The organism is Lactiplantibacillus brownii, from assembly GCF_031085375.1.
GTDB lineage: Bacteria > Bacillota > Bacilli > Lactobacillales > Lactobacillaceae > Lactiplantibacillus > Lactiplantibacillus brownii.
Window position 1 is genome coordinate 1,877,042 of the sequence record NZ_JAVCWF010000001.1, and the last position, 18,737, is coordinate 1,895,778.

An 18,737-nucleotide genomic window follows, 5' to 3' on the forward strand; every position below is an offset into this window, starting at 1 on the left:
CCATTTATTGATGAGGTAATCATATCGTGTATTCGGTGCCAATCATAGACGGTCAGTTATTGGGTGCTTATGATACTTCAGGAATTTAGTCAAAAAGTTCCAAGTCTTTTTTTATCTTGGTCGTTGAAATACCTTCTGTCCGTGGCAAATAGATCACTTGGCAATAGTCTTTCAGAAAATCAAACTTACCTTTCCAATCATCACCCATGACAAAAGTATCAATGTCATTATTTACAACATCACTAATTTTTTGATTCCAATCTTTTTCTGGGATTACTTCATTCACATAGCGGATTGCTTCTAAAATATATTTACGATCTTCATAAGACGTATAGGCATGCTTCCCTTTGATTGCATTAAACTCATCAGTCGACACGCACACAGTCAGATGATCACCTAACGCTTTTGCTCGCTTTAGCAGGCGCACATGTCCTTTATGCAGTAAATCAAATGTTCCATAAGTAATTACCTTTTTCAACAGTTTATTCCCCTATCTTTAGCGTTCTAGTATTTCGATAATCTATCGTCTTAAAATTATTCGTTTAAACTACTCAAAAATAGATTTAATGCATTTTCCCAACTTGGTATCTTAAAACCTGTTTTCTTAGCCTTATCCAAGCTCATCACCGAATGCCGTGGCCGGTAAGCTTTCTGCGGAAATTCTGCTGACGTTACAGGTGCTACTTCAACATTAGTATCTTTCAAGATTTCCTTAGCGAATTCATACCAAGTTGCTTGCCCATCATTGCTGAGTTGATAAGTCCCATAGGACGCATCCACATTCAATAAATGGACCATAAATTCAGCTAACGTCCGCGTCCAAGTTGGCCGTCCCAGCTGATCATTGACCACTGTTAATTTTGCATGTGTCTTTGCTAAGTTTTGCATGGTGAATACAAAGTTATGGCCAAATTCACCAAATACCCAACTGGTTCTAACAATATAAGCTTTAGCACCACTATTCGTTACTGCTTGCTCACCAGCCCATTTAGCACGCCCATATTCATTCTTAGGATTCTTAGAATCATCTTCCAAGTATTCGGTCTGTTTCGTGCCGTCAAAGACATAGTCTGTTGAAATATAAATTAGTTTCGTATCAGTCTCAGCAGCAACTTCGGCCAAGTTCTTCGTGCCATCCACATTTACCTTCCAATTTAATTCCTTACCTTCGTCTTCAGCCTTGTCGACAGCGGTATACGCTGCAGCATCTAAGATCACTTCTGGCTTTAGTTCAGCTACTTTGGCACTGACGGCGGCTTTATCAGTAATGTCTAAGGCTGACACATCCAAAGCATCAAAAGACCAATTTAATTCGTTCAATAAACGTTGTAATTCTTGACCAAGTTGACCTTTTGCGCCAACAATCATTGCTTTTGCCATTATACTTTCCTCCTGAAAAAACAAGCGAACTGTCATTAACAATTCGCTTGCCTATTGTTGTTTCTACTGACCGTTCTTAGCGTAGTTCGCTTCCACGGCATCTTTATCAGCTTGCCACCATGATTCATGTTCTTGGTACCATTTAATCGTGTCAGCTAGGCCAGACTTAAAATCAGTGTATTGTGGTTGCCAACCAAGTTCCGTCCGCAATTTGGTTGAATCAATCGCATAGCGTAAATCATGTCCAGGACGGTCATTCACAACATCATAGGCATCTTTGGGCTGACCCATCAATTCTAGGATCATTTCCAATACGTCCTTGTTGTTCATCTCACCATCGGCACCAATCAAATAGGTCTCACCTATTTTGCCTTTAGTCAAGATATCCCAAACCGCTGCGGAATGGTCATTCGTATGAATCCAGTCACGAACATTTTTACCAGTGCCGTAAAGTTTGGGCCGAATACCACTCAAAATATTAGTAACTTGGCGTGGAATAAATTTTTCAATATATTGATAAGGACCATAATTATTAGAACAATTTGAAATCGTTGCTTGGAGGCCAAACGAACGGTGCCATGCTCGAACTAATAAGTCTGAACTAGCCTTAGTTGAAGAGTAAGGACTAGAAGGCCTGTATCGACTAGTTGGTGTAAACTTTTCGCCAACCCCTTCACCATGACCAGGTAAGTCTTCCCGTAATGGTAAATCACCATAAACCTCATCTGTTGAAACATGATGGAACCGCTTGTTGTACTTAACAGCGGATTGGATCAACGTATAAGTCCCAATGATGTTCGTTTCCAGAAATGGCCAGGGATCTTTTAAAGAATTATCATTATGACTTTCGGCAGCATAATGCACCACTGCATCAGTTTGTTGCATCAACTCATCCACTAATGGTCCATCACAAATGTCTCCAACGACTAATTTAACTCGATCACCAAGAATGTCTGCAATATTAGCTTTGTTCCCAGCGTAAGTTAATTTATCTAATACTGTGATGTGAACTTCTGGATGATGATTATAAACATAGTGGACAAAATTTGATCCGATAAAACCGGCGCCACCTGTAATCAATAAATTTTTCATATAAGCTCCTTAAATTTCACCGTAAACAAATGGATTATTCTTCTCGAATTCGGCAAAAGTCTGTTGCTTAGCATCTTTGTCAGAAGTAATCGCTTGTTCAAAGTCAATAGGCCAATTAATGTTCAAATCTTTATCCATAAAGGTGATACCGCCATCAGATTCTGCATTATAGTAATTATCACATTTATAAAGGAAGTTGACATTATCTGTCAAGGTCACAAAACCATGTGCAAAGCCACGAGGCACTAACAATTGACGATGGTTGCTTTCAGAGATGATATAGCCTTCATGCTCGCCGTAAGTAGGTGACCCTTTACGCACATCCACGATGACGTCCAAAACGGCTCCAGTGACAACTCTGATCAGCTTAGTTTGTGAATACTTACCACGTTGGAAATGTAATCCACGTAGCACCCCTGCTTCAGCTGATAAGGATTGATTGTCTTGAATAAAGTTAAAATCGATTCCAGCAGCTTTGAAATCCTGATCAGAATACGTTTCTGTAAAGAACCCACGTTTGTCACCAAATACGGCTGGTTCAATAATCTTAACATCTTGCAATTTAGTCTCTGTTACTTTAAGTTTACCCAAAATTTAAGCCCTCCCAATTAATCTTAACAAATACTGACCGTAATCATTTTTCTTTAACGGCTGTGCTAGCTCATAAACCTTATCCGTATCAATGTAGCCCATACGATAAGCGACCTCTTCCAAACAGGCGACCTTTAAGTTTTGGCGTTTTTGGACCGTAGCAATGAAACTACTTGCTTCTTGTAAAGAATCATGAGTTCCGGTGTCCAACCAAGCAAATCCACGTCCCATTAATTCGACATCGAGTTCATTCCGACGTAAGTACTCTTTATTTATATCCGTGATTTCAAGTTCACCACGTGGTGAAGGTTGAATGTTCTTCGCAATCTCAACAACTTGATTGTCATAGAAATACATTCCAGTCACCGCATAGTTACTGGCTGGATGTTCTGGCTTTTCAACGATTGACTTGGCATGCATGTTGTCATCAAAATCAACCACCCCAAAGCGTTCGGGATCATTGACGTGATAGCCAAAGACCGTTGCCCCATGTTTCTTCTCACTAGCGTGTTGCAGCATCTTAGACAAGCCACCACCATAATAGATGTTATCACCTAAAATTAAACAAACCGAATCGTCACCGATAAAATCAGCACCAATGACGAATGCTTCCGCTAAACCATTTGGCTTATCTTGAACTGCATAAGAAATATTGAGTCCTAAGTCATGACCATCACTTAATAGCTCCCTAAATCGCGGCGTATCTTGTGGCGTAGAAATCACTAAGACATCTTGAATACCTGCTAGCATCAAAGTTGACAATGGATAATATATCATCGGTTTGTCATAAATCGGTATCAATTGCTTAGAAACGGCTCGAGTGATTGGGTACAAACGAGTACCAGAACCGCCAGCTAGAATAATCCCTTTCATAATAAAACTCCTCCATAAAAACTATTTAAATATTTCGATGTAGTATACTCTGCGTAATACGTCGGATAATGTCATCCTTTGAGTACCTAGCAAGTATCAAAAATACTATTAAAAACATTCCCCCACCAACCAAGACTTGAAGTAAAAGGCTCACTAAACTCTGGCCAAAATTATTTGCAATAAAATAAATAAACACTAACATAACCCCAGAGCTAACAATACTATTAACCATCACCATAGCAAACTTCCTAAATTGTAACTCATTCAACACTGCAAGTAATTGAGATACAGCAATCGTAATTTCAGCAGCTAAGGTAGCAATCACGGATCCTCTTGCACCCCAGATTGGAATTAACAACAAATTCAAAGAAATATTTGCAACGGCGCCAAGAATCACAGAAATGATATATGGCTTATCCCGCATATTAGGAATAAGCATTTGTGTTCTGATAATATTCCCAATTGCATAAAACGGTAATGCTAAGGACATTAAGATTAAAACAGATATTGTCGCCATATACTTGGCGCCGAAAAAGATAGGCACAAAGGTTTTAGAAACTCCAATCAAACCAAACATACATGCAATAGAAAAAACCAATGCGAACCCAATTGAAATATTTATTAATGAGCTTTTGTTTTTAGTATCTCTATTTGAATAGACATTTGCCATTCTGGGTAACATCACAGTCCCCAACGCACCAATAATACCTTTTGGTGCCATCATCACTTTTTCGGCAGCCTCAAAATATCCTACTTGGGTCAACGACCCCATATGACCCAGCATTATTTTATCTAACACAGTGAACACACTAATCGCTATGACAGGAATAAATAACAGCGCTGTTTGTTTGAAGTGACTAAAAATTTCACTAAAACTAACCTTTACTATTGAAATTTTGCTAAAAATAAACGGCCACGTGATTAAAAAGCCGATAACTGAACTCGCAGCTAGAATAAGCGTGTATTTCCACAAGTCACTAGATTGTCTAACCAACGTAAATATCAAAATCACAGAGATTACTTTAACCAAGGTATTGCGCAACACGACAATTGAAAACTGTTCTAAACCATAAAAAAACCAGTTTACATCAAACAGTGCGCCTAATACCCATAACCCCTGTATTAACGCTAATACATAATATTTCGAAAATGTAAAAGTATAAACAAGATAAAGAACAATCGATCCTATAGCAATCAGTATCTGTAAAGAATAAATCCCTGTGAAAGTTCTATTTAAATCATCACCATTATTTCTACTTCTTGCAATACTTCGATTTCCATAATTGTCAAATCCAAGTTTTGCTAATAAAAGAAAATAAGTAGCAATTGAATACGTATAAGAATATTGTCCCATGCGAGTTGGTCCAAGAACACGAGAAACATATGGAGCCGTTACAATTGGTAATATAATAATCAATATCTGATAAATTGCATTATAAGCAAAATTCTTCTTTATAGTATTCATTTTAAGCTCCAAGTTGCAATTTAATAAATTCATACATAGTCAGAGATTTTTTAGATTGCCGTAACTCAATCTTATTGCTCAACTTATGAAATGCAGATTGATCAAATACTTGATTAAACTTTTCATCATTATAATTATCATTCAACATAGTTACTAGAATATGTGCTGGAACATTGCTAAAAATAGGAACTTGATTCATTATTTGGGAATATTTTGTTAAACTTATTGAGAAACAAACATGAAAAATAAAATAGTTCTCCAAATGATTCGCATGCTCCCAGTAATTAAACAACAATTTTCTAGTTAATATCAATACCGGATTATTGGGAGCCGAAGTAATAAACCAGCTTGAGCCTGCCATTGTAGAATCATTTCGTAAAAAACTACTGTAGAAGAATAAGGAACTCTTGAAATACAAATCGTCTTTTAACTTAGGATTACACATAACCGTTGAATCAATCCAAGTTCCCCCATGATTAATAAGCAATTCTAGGCGAAGCAGATCTGAAAAATGTGCATTTGTAATTATTCCCTTTTCCCATTTATTAATGATATATTGTGGTAAGTTCACATATTTTGAATAGTTGTCATTCGTTATTACAATTACTTTCTTTTCTGGATATGAAAGTTGTAATTGTTTGCAACATATCTTTACTAATTCTGGAGCATTTTCAAGTCCTTGCAACCACGCAAACCAAATAACACTGGTTTGATTAGTATCTTCAAATGAAACATTGCCATCAATACTCGCAAGTAAAGAACGATTTGCTTTCAATATTTTCTTTTTGGTAACTATATTACGTTGAATAATTCTCAAGTCTGAGTTTGTCACAAAGAAAGGTGGGAATAAGCGCCTAACAACTCCATTAATACCCTCTACCTTTAGTACCGTTTTTAACCGGTTACCTACATTGGATAACATTCTCATATCACTCTTTCTGGGTTGCCTTCACTGTAGTCACCGGAGAAATGATATCAACTAAATGAGTCTCATTTCCAATTCCCAATGATTGTTTCAAAGTTTCATTCTTTGAAATGAAATATTTTACAGGCATATTCATGTAGTCAATTAATTCCGTAATATTGTTTGCAACAGGACCAGCAAATTCACTAGTAATGTCATTTGCATATACACCACGATCGTTTTTAATATATTTATCACCATCATATAAGAAGTGAATAATTGGCCGGTTTAATGTTAAGAAGTCAATGTATACACTAGAATAATCTGTGATTAAATAATCTGTGATTAACAAAACATCCTGTACTTCAACTGCCTCGCTTAAATCAATGAATCTTTGGTCTTTTGATTCAATTAGTCTTTTATCATTTACATTACGCGCAAAATGTTGTCTCTCTAATAACACAGAATTGTTATTGTCTAACCACTCTTCAAATTTTGTTCCAGAATCTCTCAAAAAAGAAAAAACTTCTGACGAGTTATCTCTAAAAGTAGGAAGATAGGTATATACGGTTGCATCTTCAGATATATTTAGTTTCTTTCTGATTAGACGTTTTAAACTGGAATTATCTTTGTTCTCTTGCAGGTAATCTACTCTGGGTTGTGTACCTACAATAACGTTTTTGTCACTTGCCCCATAATTTTTGAATGCAGTTTTAATACGATTTGCCATAACATCCGAATCGGCGAAAAAATATTGATACTGCTCAAACAAGTTAGAACCCTCCGTTGAATTGCCAGGATCATCTGCTCCTATATGTTTAATTGGGAAACCATGCCAAAGCTGAAAAACCATAGCCCCTTTCAAGCAACTAATAGATCCTATATCTTGAAAACCATGAGAAACAAACACCTTTTTTGCCCTCAATTGATACCAGTAAGATTTGAAACTATTACGTTTGACAAATGTAATTCTGGAATCAGTAATATGTGGTTTAACATCTGAATTACCAATCCAATAAATCCTTTTTTGGCTAAATCTATTAGACTCTAATATTTCTTGTAATAAATATCTTGGATTGTCACTATATCGTTTTCCAAACCATGCACCAAATAGAACTATTTCATCTGACCTTGGAAACCATCCACTCAGAAGGTACACAATATTTCTCACCACATTCAACTCAGCACCTCCACAACGCCTTGAACAACAACATTCTATCCATTAACATTTTTATTATTTTATGTGACCCACCAGTAACAGTATCCTCGTGACGTCTATACAAAGAAAGTGCCTCCGACAATATATCTATACGCAACCCCTTCTTTTGACAATAAGCCCCAAGCCAACTATCATGCATAGGGATTTTTGACGGAAAAGGGACTGTATTTTCTATTACAGACCGTGTAAATGCCATGTTAGCGCCTGTATATGGATTCTTGATTACGGTTAAAAGCCAGCTACTTGTAAACCGGTTACGGTTGTACAAATTCCATGAATTTGAAATTGTGTTTAGCTGAGCATCAGTAACTATCGAATCATGCACTACAAGTTGTGCATGATGTTGTTCAAAGCAAAGTAAAACTTTATGAACCTTTTCATCCAACCAAACATCGTCTTGATCAGATAAAAATATATAATCCCCAATACATATTTCCAGCGCTTTTTGAAAGGACTTAATTGGTCCCAAATTATGCTCGTTCCTGAATAATTTTACTCGACTATCATTCAATTGTTGAATTATGGATACAGTATGATCCGTTGAGACATCATCTACCACAATGATCTCATCTTTTTGGGCTAACTGTTTTAAAATTGATTGCAGTTGTTCTTTTATATACCGTTCTCCATTATATGTAGCTAAACAAACAGAAATCATACACACTTTCCTCTCAAAGCCTTCACAGCAAATTTAATCTTACTAATTTGTACATTCTTCAAGACCATATTCAATAATCTCACAATCATTTTAAGCTTATATTGTAAGAGCATTTGTGGATACCGTTTCATTATGAACTTTCTCTCACTACAAATAAAACTACAAAACCGTCTGTCAGTCATTGTTTTATAATCAGACACCGACAGTTCTTGTACTAGATTTATATGAATACAAGATACCTTCAAATTATTTCTTTTCAACTTCCAAAAAAAATCGTAATCAAGAAAATCGAGTGGAAAACTTGGCGAAAATATCCGAGTATTATCAAATGCATTAATATTAATAGTACAACCTGAATTTATAGCACCTAGAGTCTTATTACTATTTTTATTAAATAAAAACAAATTGTTTTCTATTATGAATGGTGAAATTTTCTTACCTTTTTCTATATACACATTGGGTACAATACATCCAACACCATTGGCTTGATGCGTAAGTTTTTCATTAAGAATTTTAAAATAAGCAGAAGGTATACATGTATCCTGATCAAAAATCGTCAACCATTTTATTTTTAAATCACGACATAAATCTACCGCGTAATTATAAGCAGTAAATAATCCTTTATTACGACTATCATGTTTATAAACTACGGTTTCTGGTAATTTAATATCCATCTGACTTTGGACTGAATTATCATAAATGACAAGTTTTTGTGAGTCATTCAAATTCTCCAATACAGCAGTAAGTGCTACACAATTGCTGGCAGGGCGATTATAGATTACAACCAAAAACGCATGTTTAACTTTTGTCATTTTTTACTCCTTAAGGGTAATTTGGCTCAACCCTTTTTTACTTTTTCTGAAGAATGCACATATAAAAGGTAAAAACAACTGAATTGACAGTGCACTGAAAGCAAAGAAATTAGCAAAGGGCATCAATAAATACATAGTTGATACTAGTGTAAAAGCAATATCAAAATACGATGGTGCTATTTTGATAACCAGCCAAAAATATACAATCGGAAACATTAATTCGTATACCATAAATATATACAGGCCAACCCATCCGAGCATTAAATACGGTACCACCAAAGCACTTGATGCCGTAAATTCCGGTGTAACTAACCAGGGATTAAATTCAGAAGTATATAGCGGATAAATTCTTTTCGAAATAAAATCGGGCAAAAAATTCACCACAGCATACTCCGTTCCTCGTCTCGGCGTATAACTAGCAGAATCAACACTAACCGACTGAATATTCATATTTAAATTAGACAATGGCGAGGTAGTATAAATATATGTCCAAAAAAAAGGTGCTGGAATCTTTGAATTCTCAAACTTATCGTTAGCTTTCCCAATAGATAGTATCAAACTCGACTGATTTAAATTTTCATCTTTCATATAGTCGTGATTCATCCGATAATTACCAGCAATACCAAACAAATATAAGCCCATACATAGCAAAAATACTATCATTAAAGATGAACGTGTTCTCAGTCGATCAGATCTCGACGTAATAAAAAGTATAGCAATGCCAATTAGTATAATTACTATCGTTCCCCTCGATAGGGCAAAAAGCAACGGAATTGCGCTAATAATCATATTCCAGACAATTTTCCCCCTCTGGCTCACATTCTTATTAAAGAAATTTTTTGCGAGAAATAAAATATAAAAAGAATCACAGCAAACCAGAATTACGTGAATTACTGGCATACCATAATCTTTATAATTAACTTGTCCCAAAATTGGCAAACCATGAGAATATATTGCTTCCGCTAATCCCAACAGCAAAAAAGTTACACTAATATTGCCATATCCTTTTGACAAACCATTCTGATTTATCACAGTATTGTTAATTTGAAATGCCCACCGCTTTCGAAAAACAACATATAAAATAAAATTTAATAATATAGTTACAACTAAGAATATTAATAACCTTTTTTCTAAAATGGTATTGAACTCTGATAATCTTAGAGAATATAAAATTAAGACTACAAAAAAAGCCATCGCAAACAGAAAAAACGGATTCATTAGTGTGTTACCCTTACTCTTCAGCTTCATTTTATGCACCATATTCTCCGTATCATTACTTGTATTATTCAAACAGCAACTTTCCCCTATCAGTAAAGTTGCCATCCCCATTTATTAAAATATTTAACCATACTTTGAAGCATCCTGATTATTCCACGCAATGATTTCTTATTTTCTCTCTGCCATTCGTGATATACATAAGCTTCAGAATAAAATATAGTTTGTGAAACTTGATTAATTTTCATTGTAATATCACAATCTTCCATATATAGAAAGTAATTTTGATCAAAACCATCAATATCTTTCAATATCTTTGTCCTAAATAGCATGAATGACCCGGGAACATTTTCCGCCGGGTGAGTTGATGCATACCCATCAGGAAGACTAACAAACTTTTCTTTTCTGCTACTAAAACCTGGAAAGCCTGTAAATCTTAATGCCATATCTAAAACATTTGATTTTTGTTTTAGCAAATGCTGAACCTTTCCATCTGGAAACTTTACAACTGGTGATAGCAATCCGTACTCAGTATTCTCATCCATATAATGAACCATTTTTTTCAGTTCTAAGGCATCACTTATCATCACATCCGGATTCATCACAATGTGATACTCACTATTTAATCTATTTAACACTAAATTATTTCCTGCACCAAAACCACGGTTCTTATCAGCAGTAACAATATGAATCTGTTTGCTATTCTCATATCGCTTTAAAAACCAGTTCAAGTAATAATTATCACGCGAATTATTAATTAAAAATATCTCAACACCGGTAAAACTCCGAGTCACATTTAATAGGTTTTTTACAACTTTATCTATTTGGCCTGCACTATTATTATATAAAACAATGGAAATAGAAAGCTCACTCATGATTACACCCCAATCTGATTTTCAAAATAATTTGATTCCATTAATATGCATTATTGGGCTTAACAAATACCCGTACCGTTTGAAAAACAATATATAGATCAAACAAAACAGAACATTTTTGGATATACTTCAAATCAATTTCAACCATTTCATCAAACCCGACACTATTCCGAGCAGTTGCTTGCCAAAGTCCTGTACATCCAGGCTTTACAATAAGGCGTTGCTTATCATATTCAGAATAATCTGAAACTTCACGAGGTAAAGGTGGTCTAGGTCCGACCAAGCTCATATTTCCAACAAGTACATTGAGCAACTGTGGTAATTCGTCAATACTATATTTTCGAATGAATTTTCCAACTTTAGTAATACGAGGATCCTCTTTCATTTTGAACATTGCACCATCAACTTCATTTTGTTGTAATAAAGTTGCTAACAATTCATCCGCATTTGATACCATTGACCTGAATTTGAACATTCCGAATTTCTTTTTATTTTCACCGACACGTATCTGTGAGTAAAAGACTGTTCCTTTGTGATCCTCTATCTTTATAGCTAATGAAACAGCCAAAAATAAAGGTGAGAGTATCACTAATCCAAATAAACTTGCAATAAAATCAAAACAGCGTTTAATTAGATGATAACCGACACGTTGTTTTTGCGATTGCTGGTCAATAATAATTGACTTCAAATTGTTACCACCATATTCCATATGCGACACCGATACCTTTTGTTTGATAACTAAATTTACAATAGATAAAAAGCACTAAAACAACCCAAACTTCCGCTTCTTCCGTGGCATTTCGATAGTTTCCACACTAACGTCATCACCATTCAATAAATCCCGTGCATTCTGTGCAAACTGTCCTGAATAATCTGAATCCATCTCTGACAAGACCTGATAAGCTTTGGTCATTGCAAATTCTCGATTATTCAAGACATGCGCATCAGATGCGACCACTTGAACCAGTCCGCATCTTACAAACTCTTTTGCTGTCTTCTGAACCTGTTTACCAAAAGTACCCACCAAACTAGTCGCAGTAACTTGAGCCAAGACACCTTGCTTAACCAAGTTATATAAAATCTCTGGTTCAGCAATAATTCGTGCATTACGCTCTGGATGGGCAATTACTGGCGTGATTCCTTCACAAGACAACTGAAAGATGACGTCATCCAAGTAACTGGGTACCATCTCATGTGGTAGTTCCAGTAACATATACTTGCGATCCTCATCAATCCCCAATAAATCGTCTAAATTAGTCATCATTTCACCATTCAAATGGACCTCTTGACCCGGAAATACTTGTAAGTCAATTCCTTGTCGGTCCAATTCAGTTTGAAAGTCAATCACGGCCTGTCTAACCGCTGAAGCATGATTAATATAATGACGATCCATATGATGAGGTGTTGCTAAAATATATTTAATACCATCTGCCACCGCCTGATGAGCTAACTCAATTGAGGTCGCCATGGATGGTGACCCATCATCAATTTCTGGTAAAATATGACAATGCAAATCCACTAAATTATTTCTTTTCATCACTGTAATACCCGTTATTATAGCCATAATAGCCATTATGTTGGCCATCCGAAACATCGTTCAAGACCGTCCCCAAGATGTTCGCATGTGACCGTTTTAGGGCAGTTACAGCATCACGTACTGCGGCTTTTTGAGCCACATTTTGGCGAACAACCAAAACAGTTCCATCAACTTTATTCGCTAATAACTGAGAATCAGTGACTGGCAAAATTGGTGGTGCATCGACAATCACTAAGTCCAATTTTCTGGTTGCCGAAGTCAAGAATTCAGTCATCATCTGACTTCCCAATAATTCTGCTGGGTTCGGTGGCTTAGGACCACTGGTCATCACGAAGAGATTGTCAATCGTAGGTTGGATTGCTTTGTTAATATCCGTCGTTTGATGACCTAGCCATGAGCTCAATCCTCTCTGATTGGACAAACCGAATGTTTTATGAATAGTTGGCCGTCGCAAATCTGCATCTACTAATAAAACTTGCATACCCTCATTAGCATATTCAACGGCTAAATTTGCACTAACAGTCGACTTTCCTTCTCCCAGTGTGGCAGAAGTGATCATTAACGTCCGTAGCTTATGATCAGTCGCAGCGAAATTAATGTTGGTCCGAATAGTCTTGATCTGTTCAGTAATGACTGAAGTTGGATCAACAATCGTCGTCAAATTAATTGCCGCCGTCATCGTCGTCGCCTTTCTTTTTCGATTAAACATAGACACCCTCCTCGCTACACGCGTCGACGAGTTTGTCGAACCTTCTGATCCGCATCCTCGTCCATTTGATTGTTTTGTAATTTTGTAACTTGTTGACTGACATGGTTATGATGATGTTGATGGTTGACTTGACCCAAGCTAGTTAATCCTAGTTCATCAGTTAAGAAATCGATATCATGAACACGACGATCAGTTAAGATCCGAACGCTGGCATAGACAAAGCCAAGTAGTAAACCAGCAACCAATCCGATTAATAAATTGATTGCTTTCTTAGGTGAAGCTGGCGCATTGGCTGGGCTCGCCGGTGATACAATCGTGACATTGTTGACTTTGATAATCTTTTTCACTTGTTGCTTGAAACTCTTTGCAACTTGGTTCGCAATTTCTGCCCCTTGTGTCGCATCCGAATCCGTCACATCAATAGAAAAGACCTGTGAGTTTTGCGTACTAGAAACGGAAACTTCGTTCTTTAAACTCCCTAACGAACGGGTAAAGCCATATTGCTTTTGCAGCGCCTTACGTGCTGGATTCAAGATAACCTGATTCGTAATCAATTCCTTATAAGTCGTTATCATTTGAACATCGGCTTGTTGATCCGTGTATTGAGTAGCGGCATTCTCACTATGCCGACTAACCAAAATTTGGACACTCGATTTATACTGCGGGGTAATCACAAAAAAAGTGATCCCAGCCGCAACTAAAAATCCGGCCACGGTCCAGGCAATTAATGCTCGCCAATACTTACGGACTAGCCGGATAAAAAAGTCAAAACTTACTGCTTGATCCATCATTCACGCTCCACTCAAAATAATTGCACCCATGATAAGTAAAATTTATACCTAAAACATTTATCAGAGGTAACTGCATGATTCCATAATATTAAGTAATTAATAAATTAATCATTATTAACTTAAATATTTATGTAAAGACTTGTCAATGTGTTATAGGGGTTTTGTTACCAAAACGACACATAAGGTGCTTAAGAACAGGGTTTAACGGCTGTATTGTCCATTACTTGTATGCTTTACCCGTTTCATTATTTAGTACAAAGACGTTCGACTATCTTAAACTGATTCAAAACCATATATTATAATTATTATTGACTGATACAATTCAGCGTTACTTATATTTATACAATTTCAAATCTCATTTATACAAAAAAGCCCCCAGATTATCACTAATCTGAGAGCTCCCTACTGCTATTCAATTAAGACGCTTATTGCATCCCGCTATCATCCGCCAAGAAAGTGTTCAATACTTCCTCGACCATATCCCATTCTTCATCCGATTCAATCGGCTTCAAATCGCCATTGTCTTCATCTTCTGGATTGAAAATGTAGGCTTGAATGTCGACTTCTTCATCTTCCGCAGCGTCGGCTGGGTATAGTAAGATATATGAATGTCCGAAGTCTTTAGAATCAAACGTGAATAAAATATTGAATAAGGTTTCGTTACCGTCGTCATCGACTAAGGTAATTTTTTCTTCATCTTGTGACTTATTTTGGTTTTGGCTCATGCTAGTTCCTCGCTATTCTTGGGTGAGTTTACCATGGCGATCTAAGTAGTTCTGCAAGATTAAACTCGCCGCTAACTTATCGATCACCTTTTTGCGCTTTTTACGTGACGTATTGGCTTCTTCGACCAGCATTCGCTCGGCCTCGACCGTCGTCAACCGTTCATCTTCAAAGTCAACTGGCAGGTGAAAACGCGCCGTTAGTAGGTCACCGTAATGTTGGGCAGCTTCTGCCCGTGGTCCCAGCGTGTTGTTCATATTCTTGGGTAATCCTAGGACAAATCCGCCCGCATCGTGTTCTTTGAGCAATTCTGCGACCCGATCTAAACCAAAGATTTCTTCATCTTCATTGATGCGAATAATCTCAACACCTTGCGCCGTCCAGCCAAAAATATCACTAACTGCCACGCCGACTGTTCTGGAACCGACATCTAACCCCATTAACTTCATGCATTAACGTCCTTATCTGCCTTCAAGTAGGACTTGACAAGTTCTTCAATAATTTCATCGCGTTGGTGCTTGCGAATCAAGTTACGCGCATCCTTCAAACGCGGGATATACGCCGGATCTCCTGACAGCAAATAACCAACGATCTGATTAATTGGGTTATAACCCTTTTCTTGTAACGCTTCATAAACCGTCGTTAACGTGTCATGAACATCCTTGTTACCTTCATTATCGAAGTTGAAATACATTGTTTTATCTAACGAACTCATATAAAGCACCTCCCGCTAGTTTCCGCTTCTAGTCTATTCTACTAAATGCTTATATGAAGTACAATCAATCGACTTGGATGTAACACATTCGTAATATCCAAACTTACTGTTCAGCCACCCAATCGTGAGCGGCTTTCAAAGCTGCTGGCAACCCTGCTGGCTTTTTACCACCGGCTTGGGCTAAGGTCGGACGACCACCGCCACCACCACCAACTTTAGGGGCAATGGCTTTGATCAAGTCACCAGCTTTTAAACCAGCCTTGACTTTGTCATCACTAACCGCCACAAGCAAGTTGACCTTGTCACCGATGACCGTTCCTAAGACTAAGATATCGGAATATTGCTTGGCTTTCCAAGTATCACTCAATTGACGAAGCTGATCCATCCCAGAAACTTGGACTGCTTGCGCGATTAAAGTGGTCCCGTTAACGTCATCGACTTGTTCGAAGACTGCCCCAGCCTGTTGCTTCGCGAGCTTGCTTTCAAGGCTAGCACTCTTTTGTTGTTCAGCCTTCAAATCAGCTTGCAATTGTGCGACCCGGTCAGTGGTATCTTTCAATTGGGGTGCCTTAACTTGCGCGGCCACCGTCTTCAACCAGCCTTCTTCTTGTGATAACAATTCGAAAGCTTCCTTAGAAGTAACAGCTTCGATCCGCCGAGTTCCAGCACCGACCCCAGATTCAGAAACAATCTTGAATAAACCAAGTTCGCTGGAATTCTTAACATGCGTCCCACCATCAAATTCGATCGAGTAATCCCCAATCGACACGACCCGCACGATTTTACCGTACTTTTGCGTGAAGACAGCAATGGCCCCCATCTTATGACCCGTTTCCTGGTCCGTTTGGATGGCACTAACTGGCAAAGCGGCCCAGATCTTATCGTTAACAATCTGTTCAACTTTGGCCAATTCAGCTTCAGTGACTGCCCCAAAATGCGTGAAGTCGAAGCGCAAGTAGTCGGGTTCCACCAAGGAGCCCGCTTGTTGCGTATGTTCGCCTAAAACGTCCCGCAATGCTTGGTCTAATAAATGGGTCGCCGTATGGTTCTTTTCGACCTTATTATGAAAGGCTAAGTCCACATTCAGGCTGTAGGTCGTGTCTTTGTGCATTGGTTTGAGCACTTCGACCGTATGCAAATGTTGCTTGTTAGGCGCATTTTGAACATCCGTTACTTTAGCCACAGTTGTGCCATCGGCGTCCAAAATCACACCACGGTCCGCAACTTGACCACCCATTTCAGCGTAAAATGGGGTCTTGCTGAAAATCATTTCAGCGGTTCCAGACGACACCGCATCCACGAGTTTTTCATCAACGATGATATCCTTTAAGTCACCTTTAACCGCCGTCAAATGATCATAGCCAACGTATTCACTCGGTGTCTTTAATTCAATTAATAGGCTACGTTGGACACCCATCGACTTCGCATTGCTACGAGCATTCCGAGCCCGATCACGTTGGGCCTTCATTTCAAGTTCAAAGCCTGGTTCATCGACTTTCAAGCCTTCGTCGCCCGCATATTCTTTCGTCAATTCAAAAGGAAAACCGTACGTATCATAAAGTTTGAAGGCATCCACACCTGATAAGGTTTCCTCGCCAGCCTTTTTCGTGGCCGCAATCAATTGGTTGAGCAAGCTCAAGCCATCGTTCAAGGTTTCATTAAAGCGTACTTCTTCTGAATGCACGATTTTAGCAATATAATCAGCATTCTTCAAGACTGCAGGGTAGTGTGACTGCATAATTTCGCCAACAATTGGAACCAGTTGATCTAAGAAAGTATCTGTTAAGCCCAACTTTTGACCATGCAAGATGGCCCGCCGAATCAAACGCCGAATGACATAGCCACGGCCTTCATTTGAAGGCAAGGCCCCGTCACTGATTGCAAATGTAATTGCCCGAGCGTGATCCGCAATGACTTTGAATGACACGTCATCTTGCTTGTTTTTGCCATAAACTTTGCCGGCACTAAGGGCTTCGGTCTTATGGATAATCGGCAAGAACAAGTCTGTTTCAAAGTTGGTTGGCGCATTTTGGAAAATCGATACGACACGTTCAAGCCCCATCCCCGTATCAATATTTTTACGTGGAAGTGGTTCGTAGGTGCCTTCTGGCGTGTGGTTAAATTGTGAGAACACAATGTTCCACACTTCCAAATAGCGTTCATTTTCACCACCAGGATAATTTTCAGGATCATCTGCGGCTAAATTATTGAACGATTCGCCACGATCATAGAAAATTTCAGAATCGGGGCCGGATGGGCCTTGGCCAATGTCCCAGAAGTTGTCTTCTATTTTAATAATGTGATCTGGCTTAACGCCGGTCGCTTCCCAGAACTTGGCGGCGTCAGTATCTTTAGGATAGACCGTCATGTAGAGCTTTTCAGGGTCCCAACCGAACCATTTTGGCGAGGTCAAGAGTTCCCAGGCCCAGCTGATGGCCTCTTTCTTAAAGTAATCCCCCACGGAGAAGTTCCCAAGCATTTCAAATAACGTATGATGACGCGCCGTCCGACCAACATTTTCAATATCATTGGTCCGGATACTCTTTTGTGAGCTGGTCATTCGTGGATTATCTGGCACAACGGAGCCGTCGAAATACTTCTTCATCGTGGCAACTCCAGAGTTGATCCAAAGTAACGTTGGGTCATCGACTGGGACTAATGACGCAGATGGCACGATAGTATGACCTTTTTCATGGAAAAAGTCTAAATACATTTGCCGAATTTCACTACTACTTAATTTTTTCATTAATATGGTGGCACCCTTTCTCAAATGGTCTGATTTTAGGCAAAAAAACACCGTTGCTAGCAAAGACGCTGTTAACGCGGTACCACTTTGCTTGCAACGATGTGTTCGTTTACCTCTTAAGCTCATTAACGCTGAGACACGGACTAGTTGTCTAGTCAGTCATTCTGGGTAGCATTCCATCGACACCGCACTTTTTTCAGCAACCAAAGCGTTTCTAAACCGTCATGGCGATGGAATATGTCCTTACTCTTGAAATTGTACTGTTAGGTGGGAATCATGTCAATAGTTACAACGTATTTATGTTGTCAAAACACTAGCAATCAAATTTCTCAGTCAATCTAATCCCATTAATCAGCATTGTAACATTTTGAACGTTATTGTAACACGACAATGTTACAATCGGGTCCAAAATGTTACAATCAGTGCTAATTT

20 protein-coding genes are annotated in these 18,737 nt (G+C 38.1%); all 20 read right to left on the reverse strand.

Annotated elements, in window-relative coordinates:
- Nucleotides 1–85: 85 nt before the first annotated feature.
- A complete protein-coding gene (tagD, locus tag RA086_RS08925; RefSeq protein ID WP_308703453.1) occupies nucleotides 86–478 on the reverse strand; it encodes a glycerol-3-phosphate cytidylyltransferase in 393 nt (130 codons plus the stop codon).
- 56 nt (nucleotides 479–534) lie between these two features.
- Nucleotides 535–1,380 (reverse strand): dTDP-4-dehydrorhamnose reductase, encoded by an 846-nt coding sequence (rfbD, locus tag RA086_RS08930; RefSeq protein ID WP_308703454.1) that lies wholly within the window; start codon nucleotides 1,378–1,380, stop codon nucleotides 535–537.
- A 63-nt stretch (nucleotides 1,381–1,443) separates the two neighbouring features.
- The gene (rfbB, locus tag RA086_RS08935; RefSeq protein ID WP_308703455.1) at nucleotides 1,444–2,472 is read right to left on the reverse strand and encodes a dTDP-glucose 4,6-dehydratase; all 1,029 of its coding nucleotides are present in this window, start codon (nucleotides 2,470–2,472) and stop codon (nucleotides 1,444–1,446) included.
- Nucleotides 2,473–2,481: 9 nt separating this feature from the next.
- A complete protein-coding gene (rfbC, locus tag RA086_RS08940) occupies nucleotides 2,482–3,063 on the reverse strand; it encodes a dTDP-4-dehydrorhamnose 3,5-epimerase (protein ID WP_308703456.1) in 582 nt (193 codons plus the stop codon).
- 3 nt (nucleotides 3,064–3,066) lie between these two features.
- Entirely contained in the window at nucleotides 3,067–3,936 is an 870-nt protein-coding gene (gene rfbA / locus RA086_RS08945; protein WP_308703457.1) for a glucose-1-phosphate thymidylyltransferase RfbA, read from the reverse strand.
- 25 nt (nucleotides 3,937–3,961) lie between these two features.
- Nucleotides 3,962–5,401, reverse strand: coding sequence for a flippase (locus tag RA086_RS08950; protein ID WP_308703458.1), 1,440 nt, complete (start codon nucleotides 5,399–5,401; stop codon nucleotides 3,962–3,964).
- A gap of 1 nt (nucleotide 5,402) precedes the next feature.
- Nucleotides 5,403–6,323, reverse strand: a complete 921-nt coding sequence (locus tag RA086_RS08955; protein ID WP_308703459.1) for a capsular polysaccharide synthesis protein — start codon at nucleotides 6,321–6,323, stop codon at nucleotides 5,403–5,405.
- 7 nt (nucleotides 6,324–6,330) lie between these two features.
- Nucleotides 6,331–7,479, reverse strand: coding sequence for a CDP-glycerol glycerophosphotransferase family protein (locus RA086_RS08960; protein ID WP_308704449.1), 1,149 nt, complete (start codon nucleotides 7,477–7,479; stop codon nucleotides 6,331–6,333).
- A gap of 7 nt (nucleotides 7,480–7,486) precedes the next feature.
- Nucleotides 7,487–8,182 carry a glycosyltransferase gene (locus tag RA086_RS08965; protein ID WP_308703460.1) on the reverse strand — a complete coding sequence of 232 codons (696 nt, stop codon included), beginning with the start codon at nucleotides 8,180–8,182 and terminating at the stop codon, nucleotides 7,487–7,489.
- Nucleotides 8,179–8,994: a glycosyltransferase gene (locus tag RA086_RS08970; RefSeq protein WP_308703461.1), complete on the reverse strand. Its 816-nt coding sequence runs from the start codon at nucleotides 8,992–8,994 to the stop codon at nucleotides 8,179–8,181. Before RA086_RS08970 ends, RA086_RS08965 begins: the two co-directional genes overlap by 4 nt.
- A gap of 3 nt (nucleotides 8,995–8,997) precedes the next feature.
- Nucleotides 8,998–10,284: a hypothetical protein gene (locus tag RA086_RS08975; protein ID WP_308703462.1), complete on the reverse strand. Its 1,287-nt coding sequence runs from the start codon at nucleotides 10,282–10,284 to the stop codon at nucleotides 8,998–9,000.
- A 17-nt stretch (nucleotides 10,285–10,301) separates the two neighbouring features.
- A complete protein-coding gene (locus RA086_RS08980) occupies nucleotides 10,302–11,084 on the reverse strand; it encodes a glycosyltransferase (RefSeq protein WP_308703463.1) in 783 nt (260 codons plus the stop codon).
- A gap of 40 nt (nucleotides 11,085–11,124) precedes the next feature.
- Nucleotides 11,125–11,793, reverse strand: a complete 669-nt coding sequence (locus RA086_RS08985; protein WP_308703464.1) for a sugar transferase — start codon at nucleotides 11,791–11,793, stop codon at nucleotides 11,125–11,127.
- Nucleotides 11,794–11,847: 54 nt separating this feature from the next.
- Nucleotides 11,848–12,621, reverse strand: coding sequence for a tyrosine-protein phosphatase (locus RA086_RS08990; protein WP_308703465.1), 774 nt, complete (start codon nucleotides 12,619–12,621; stop codon nucleotides 11,848–11,850).
- Complete coding sequence (locus RA086_RS08995) at nucleotides 12,608–13,330, reverse strand: CpsD/CapB family tyrosine-protein kinase (protein ID WP_308703466.1); 723 nt, start codon at nucleotides 13,328–13,330, stop codon at nucleotides 12,608–12,610. Before RA086_RS08995 ends, RA086_RS08990 begins: the two co-directional genes overlap by 14 nt.
- A 14-nt stretch (nucleotides 13,331–13,344) precedes the next feature.
- A complete protein-coding gene (locus tag RA086_RS09000) occupies nucleotides 13,345–14,118 on the reverse strand; it encodes a YveK family protein (RefSeq protein WP_308703467.1) in 774 nt (257 codons plus the stop codon).
- 428 nt (nucleotides 14,119–14,546) lie between these two features.
- On the reverse strand, nucleotides 14,547–14,846 hold the full coding sequence (locus RA086_RS09005; protein WP_308703468.1) for a DUF1292 domain-containing protein: 300 nt from the start codon (nucleotides 14,844–14,846) through the stop codon (nucleotides 14,547–14,549).
- Nucleotides 14,847–14,858: 12 nt separating this feature from the next.
- Nucleotides 14,859–15,293: a Holliday junction resolvase RuvX gene (ruvX, locus tag RA086_RS09010; protein ID WP_308703469.1), complete on the reverse strand. Its 435-nt coding sequence runs from the start codon at nucleotides 15,291–15,293 to the stop codon at nucleotides 14,859–14,861.
- Nucleotides 15,290–15,559 carry an IreB family regulatory phosphoprotein gene (locus RA086_RS09015; RefSeq protein ID WP_137606438.1) on the reverse strand — a complete coding sequence of 90 codons (270 nt, stop codon included), beginning with the start codon at nucleotides 15,557–15,559 and terminating at the stop codon, nucleotides 15,290–15,292. Before RA086_RS09015 ends, ruvX begins: the two co-directional genes overlap by 4 nt.
- Before the next feature lie 103 nt (nucleotides 15,560–15,662).
- The gene (gene alaS / locus RA086_RS09020) at nucleotides 15,663–18,305 is read right to left on the reverse strand and encodes an alanine--tRNA ligase (protein ID WP_308703470.1); all 2,643 of its coding nucleotides are present in this window, start codon (nucleotides 18,303–18,305) and stop codon (nucleotides 15,663–15,665) included.
- Nucleotides 18,306–18,737: the final 432 nt, after the last annotated feature.

Bases quoted from the DNA above. Each gene is read 5' to 3' on its own strand.
- RA086_RS08985 (WP_308703464.1), bottom strand. From the start codon at position 11,793: ATGGAATATGGTGGTAACAATTTGAAGTCAATTATTATTGACCAGCAA.
- RA086_RS09000 (WP_308703467.1), bottom strand. From the start codon at position 14,118: ATGGATCAAGCAGTAAGTTTTGACTTTTTTATCCGGCTAGTCCGTAAG.
- rfbA (WP_308703457.1), bottom strand. From the start codon at position 3,936: ATGAAAGGGATTATTCTAGCTGGCGGTTCTGGTACTCGTTTGTACCCA.
- rfbB (WP_308703455.1), bottom strand. From the start codon at position 2,472: ATGAAAAATTTATTGATTACAGGTGGCGCCGGTTTTATCGGATCAAAT.
- RA086_RS09015 (WP_137606438.1), bottom strand. From the start codon at position 15,559: ATGAGTTCGTTAGATAAAACAATGTATTTCAACTTCGATAATGAAGGT.
- ruvX (WP_308703469.1), bottom strand. From the start codon at position 15,293: ATGAAGTTAATGGGGTTAGATGTCGGTTCCAGAACAGTCGGCGTGGCA.
- RA086_RS08970 (WP_308703461.1), bottom strand. From the start codon at position 8,994: ATGACAAAAGTTAAACATGCGTTTTTGGTTGTAATCTATAATCGCCCT.
- RA086_RS08990 (WP_308703465.1), bottom strand. From the start codon at position 12,621: ATGAAAAGAAATAATTTAGTGGATTTGCATTGTCATATTTTACCAGAA.
- RA086_RS08950 (WP_308703458.1), bottom strand. From the start codon at position 5,401: ATGAATACTATAAAGAAGAATTTTGCTTATAATGCAATTTATCAGATA.
- RA086_RS08965 (WP_308703460.1), bottom strand. From the start codon at position 8,182: ATGATTTCTGTTTGTTTAGCTACATATAATGGAGAACGGTATATAAAA.
- alaS (WP_308703470.1), bottom strand. From the start codon at position 18,305: ATGAAAAAATTAAGTAGTAGTGAAATTCGGCAAATGTATTTAGACTTT.
- RA086_RS08995 (WP_308703466.1), bottom strand. From the start codon at position 13,330: ATGTTTAATCGAAAAAGAAAGGCGACGACGATGACGGCGGCAATTAAT.
- RA086_RS08955 (WP_308703459.1), bottom strand. From the start codon at position 6,323: ATGTTATCCAATGTAGGTAACCGGTTAAAAACGGTACTAAAGGTAGAG.
- rfbD (WP_308703454.1), bottom strand. From the start codon at position 1,380: ATGGCAAAAGCAATGATTGTTGGCGCAAAAGGTCAACTTGGTCAAGAA.
- RA086_RS08980 (WP_308703463.1), bottom strand. From the start codon at position 11,084: ATGAGTGAGCTTTCTATTTCCATTGTTTTATATAATAATAGTGCAGGC.
- RA086_RS09005 (WP_308703468.1), bottom strand. From the start codon at position 14,846: ATGAGCCAAAACCAAAATAAGTCACAAGATGAAGAAAAAATTACCTTA.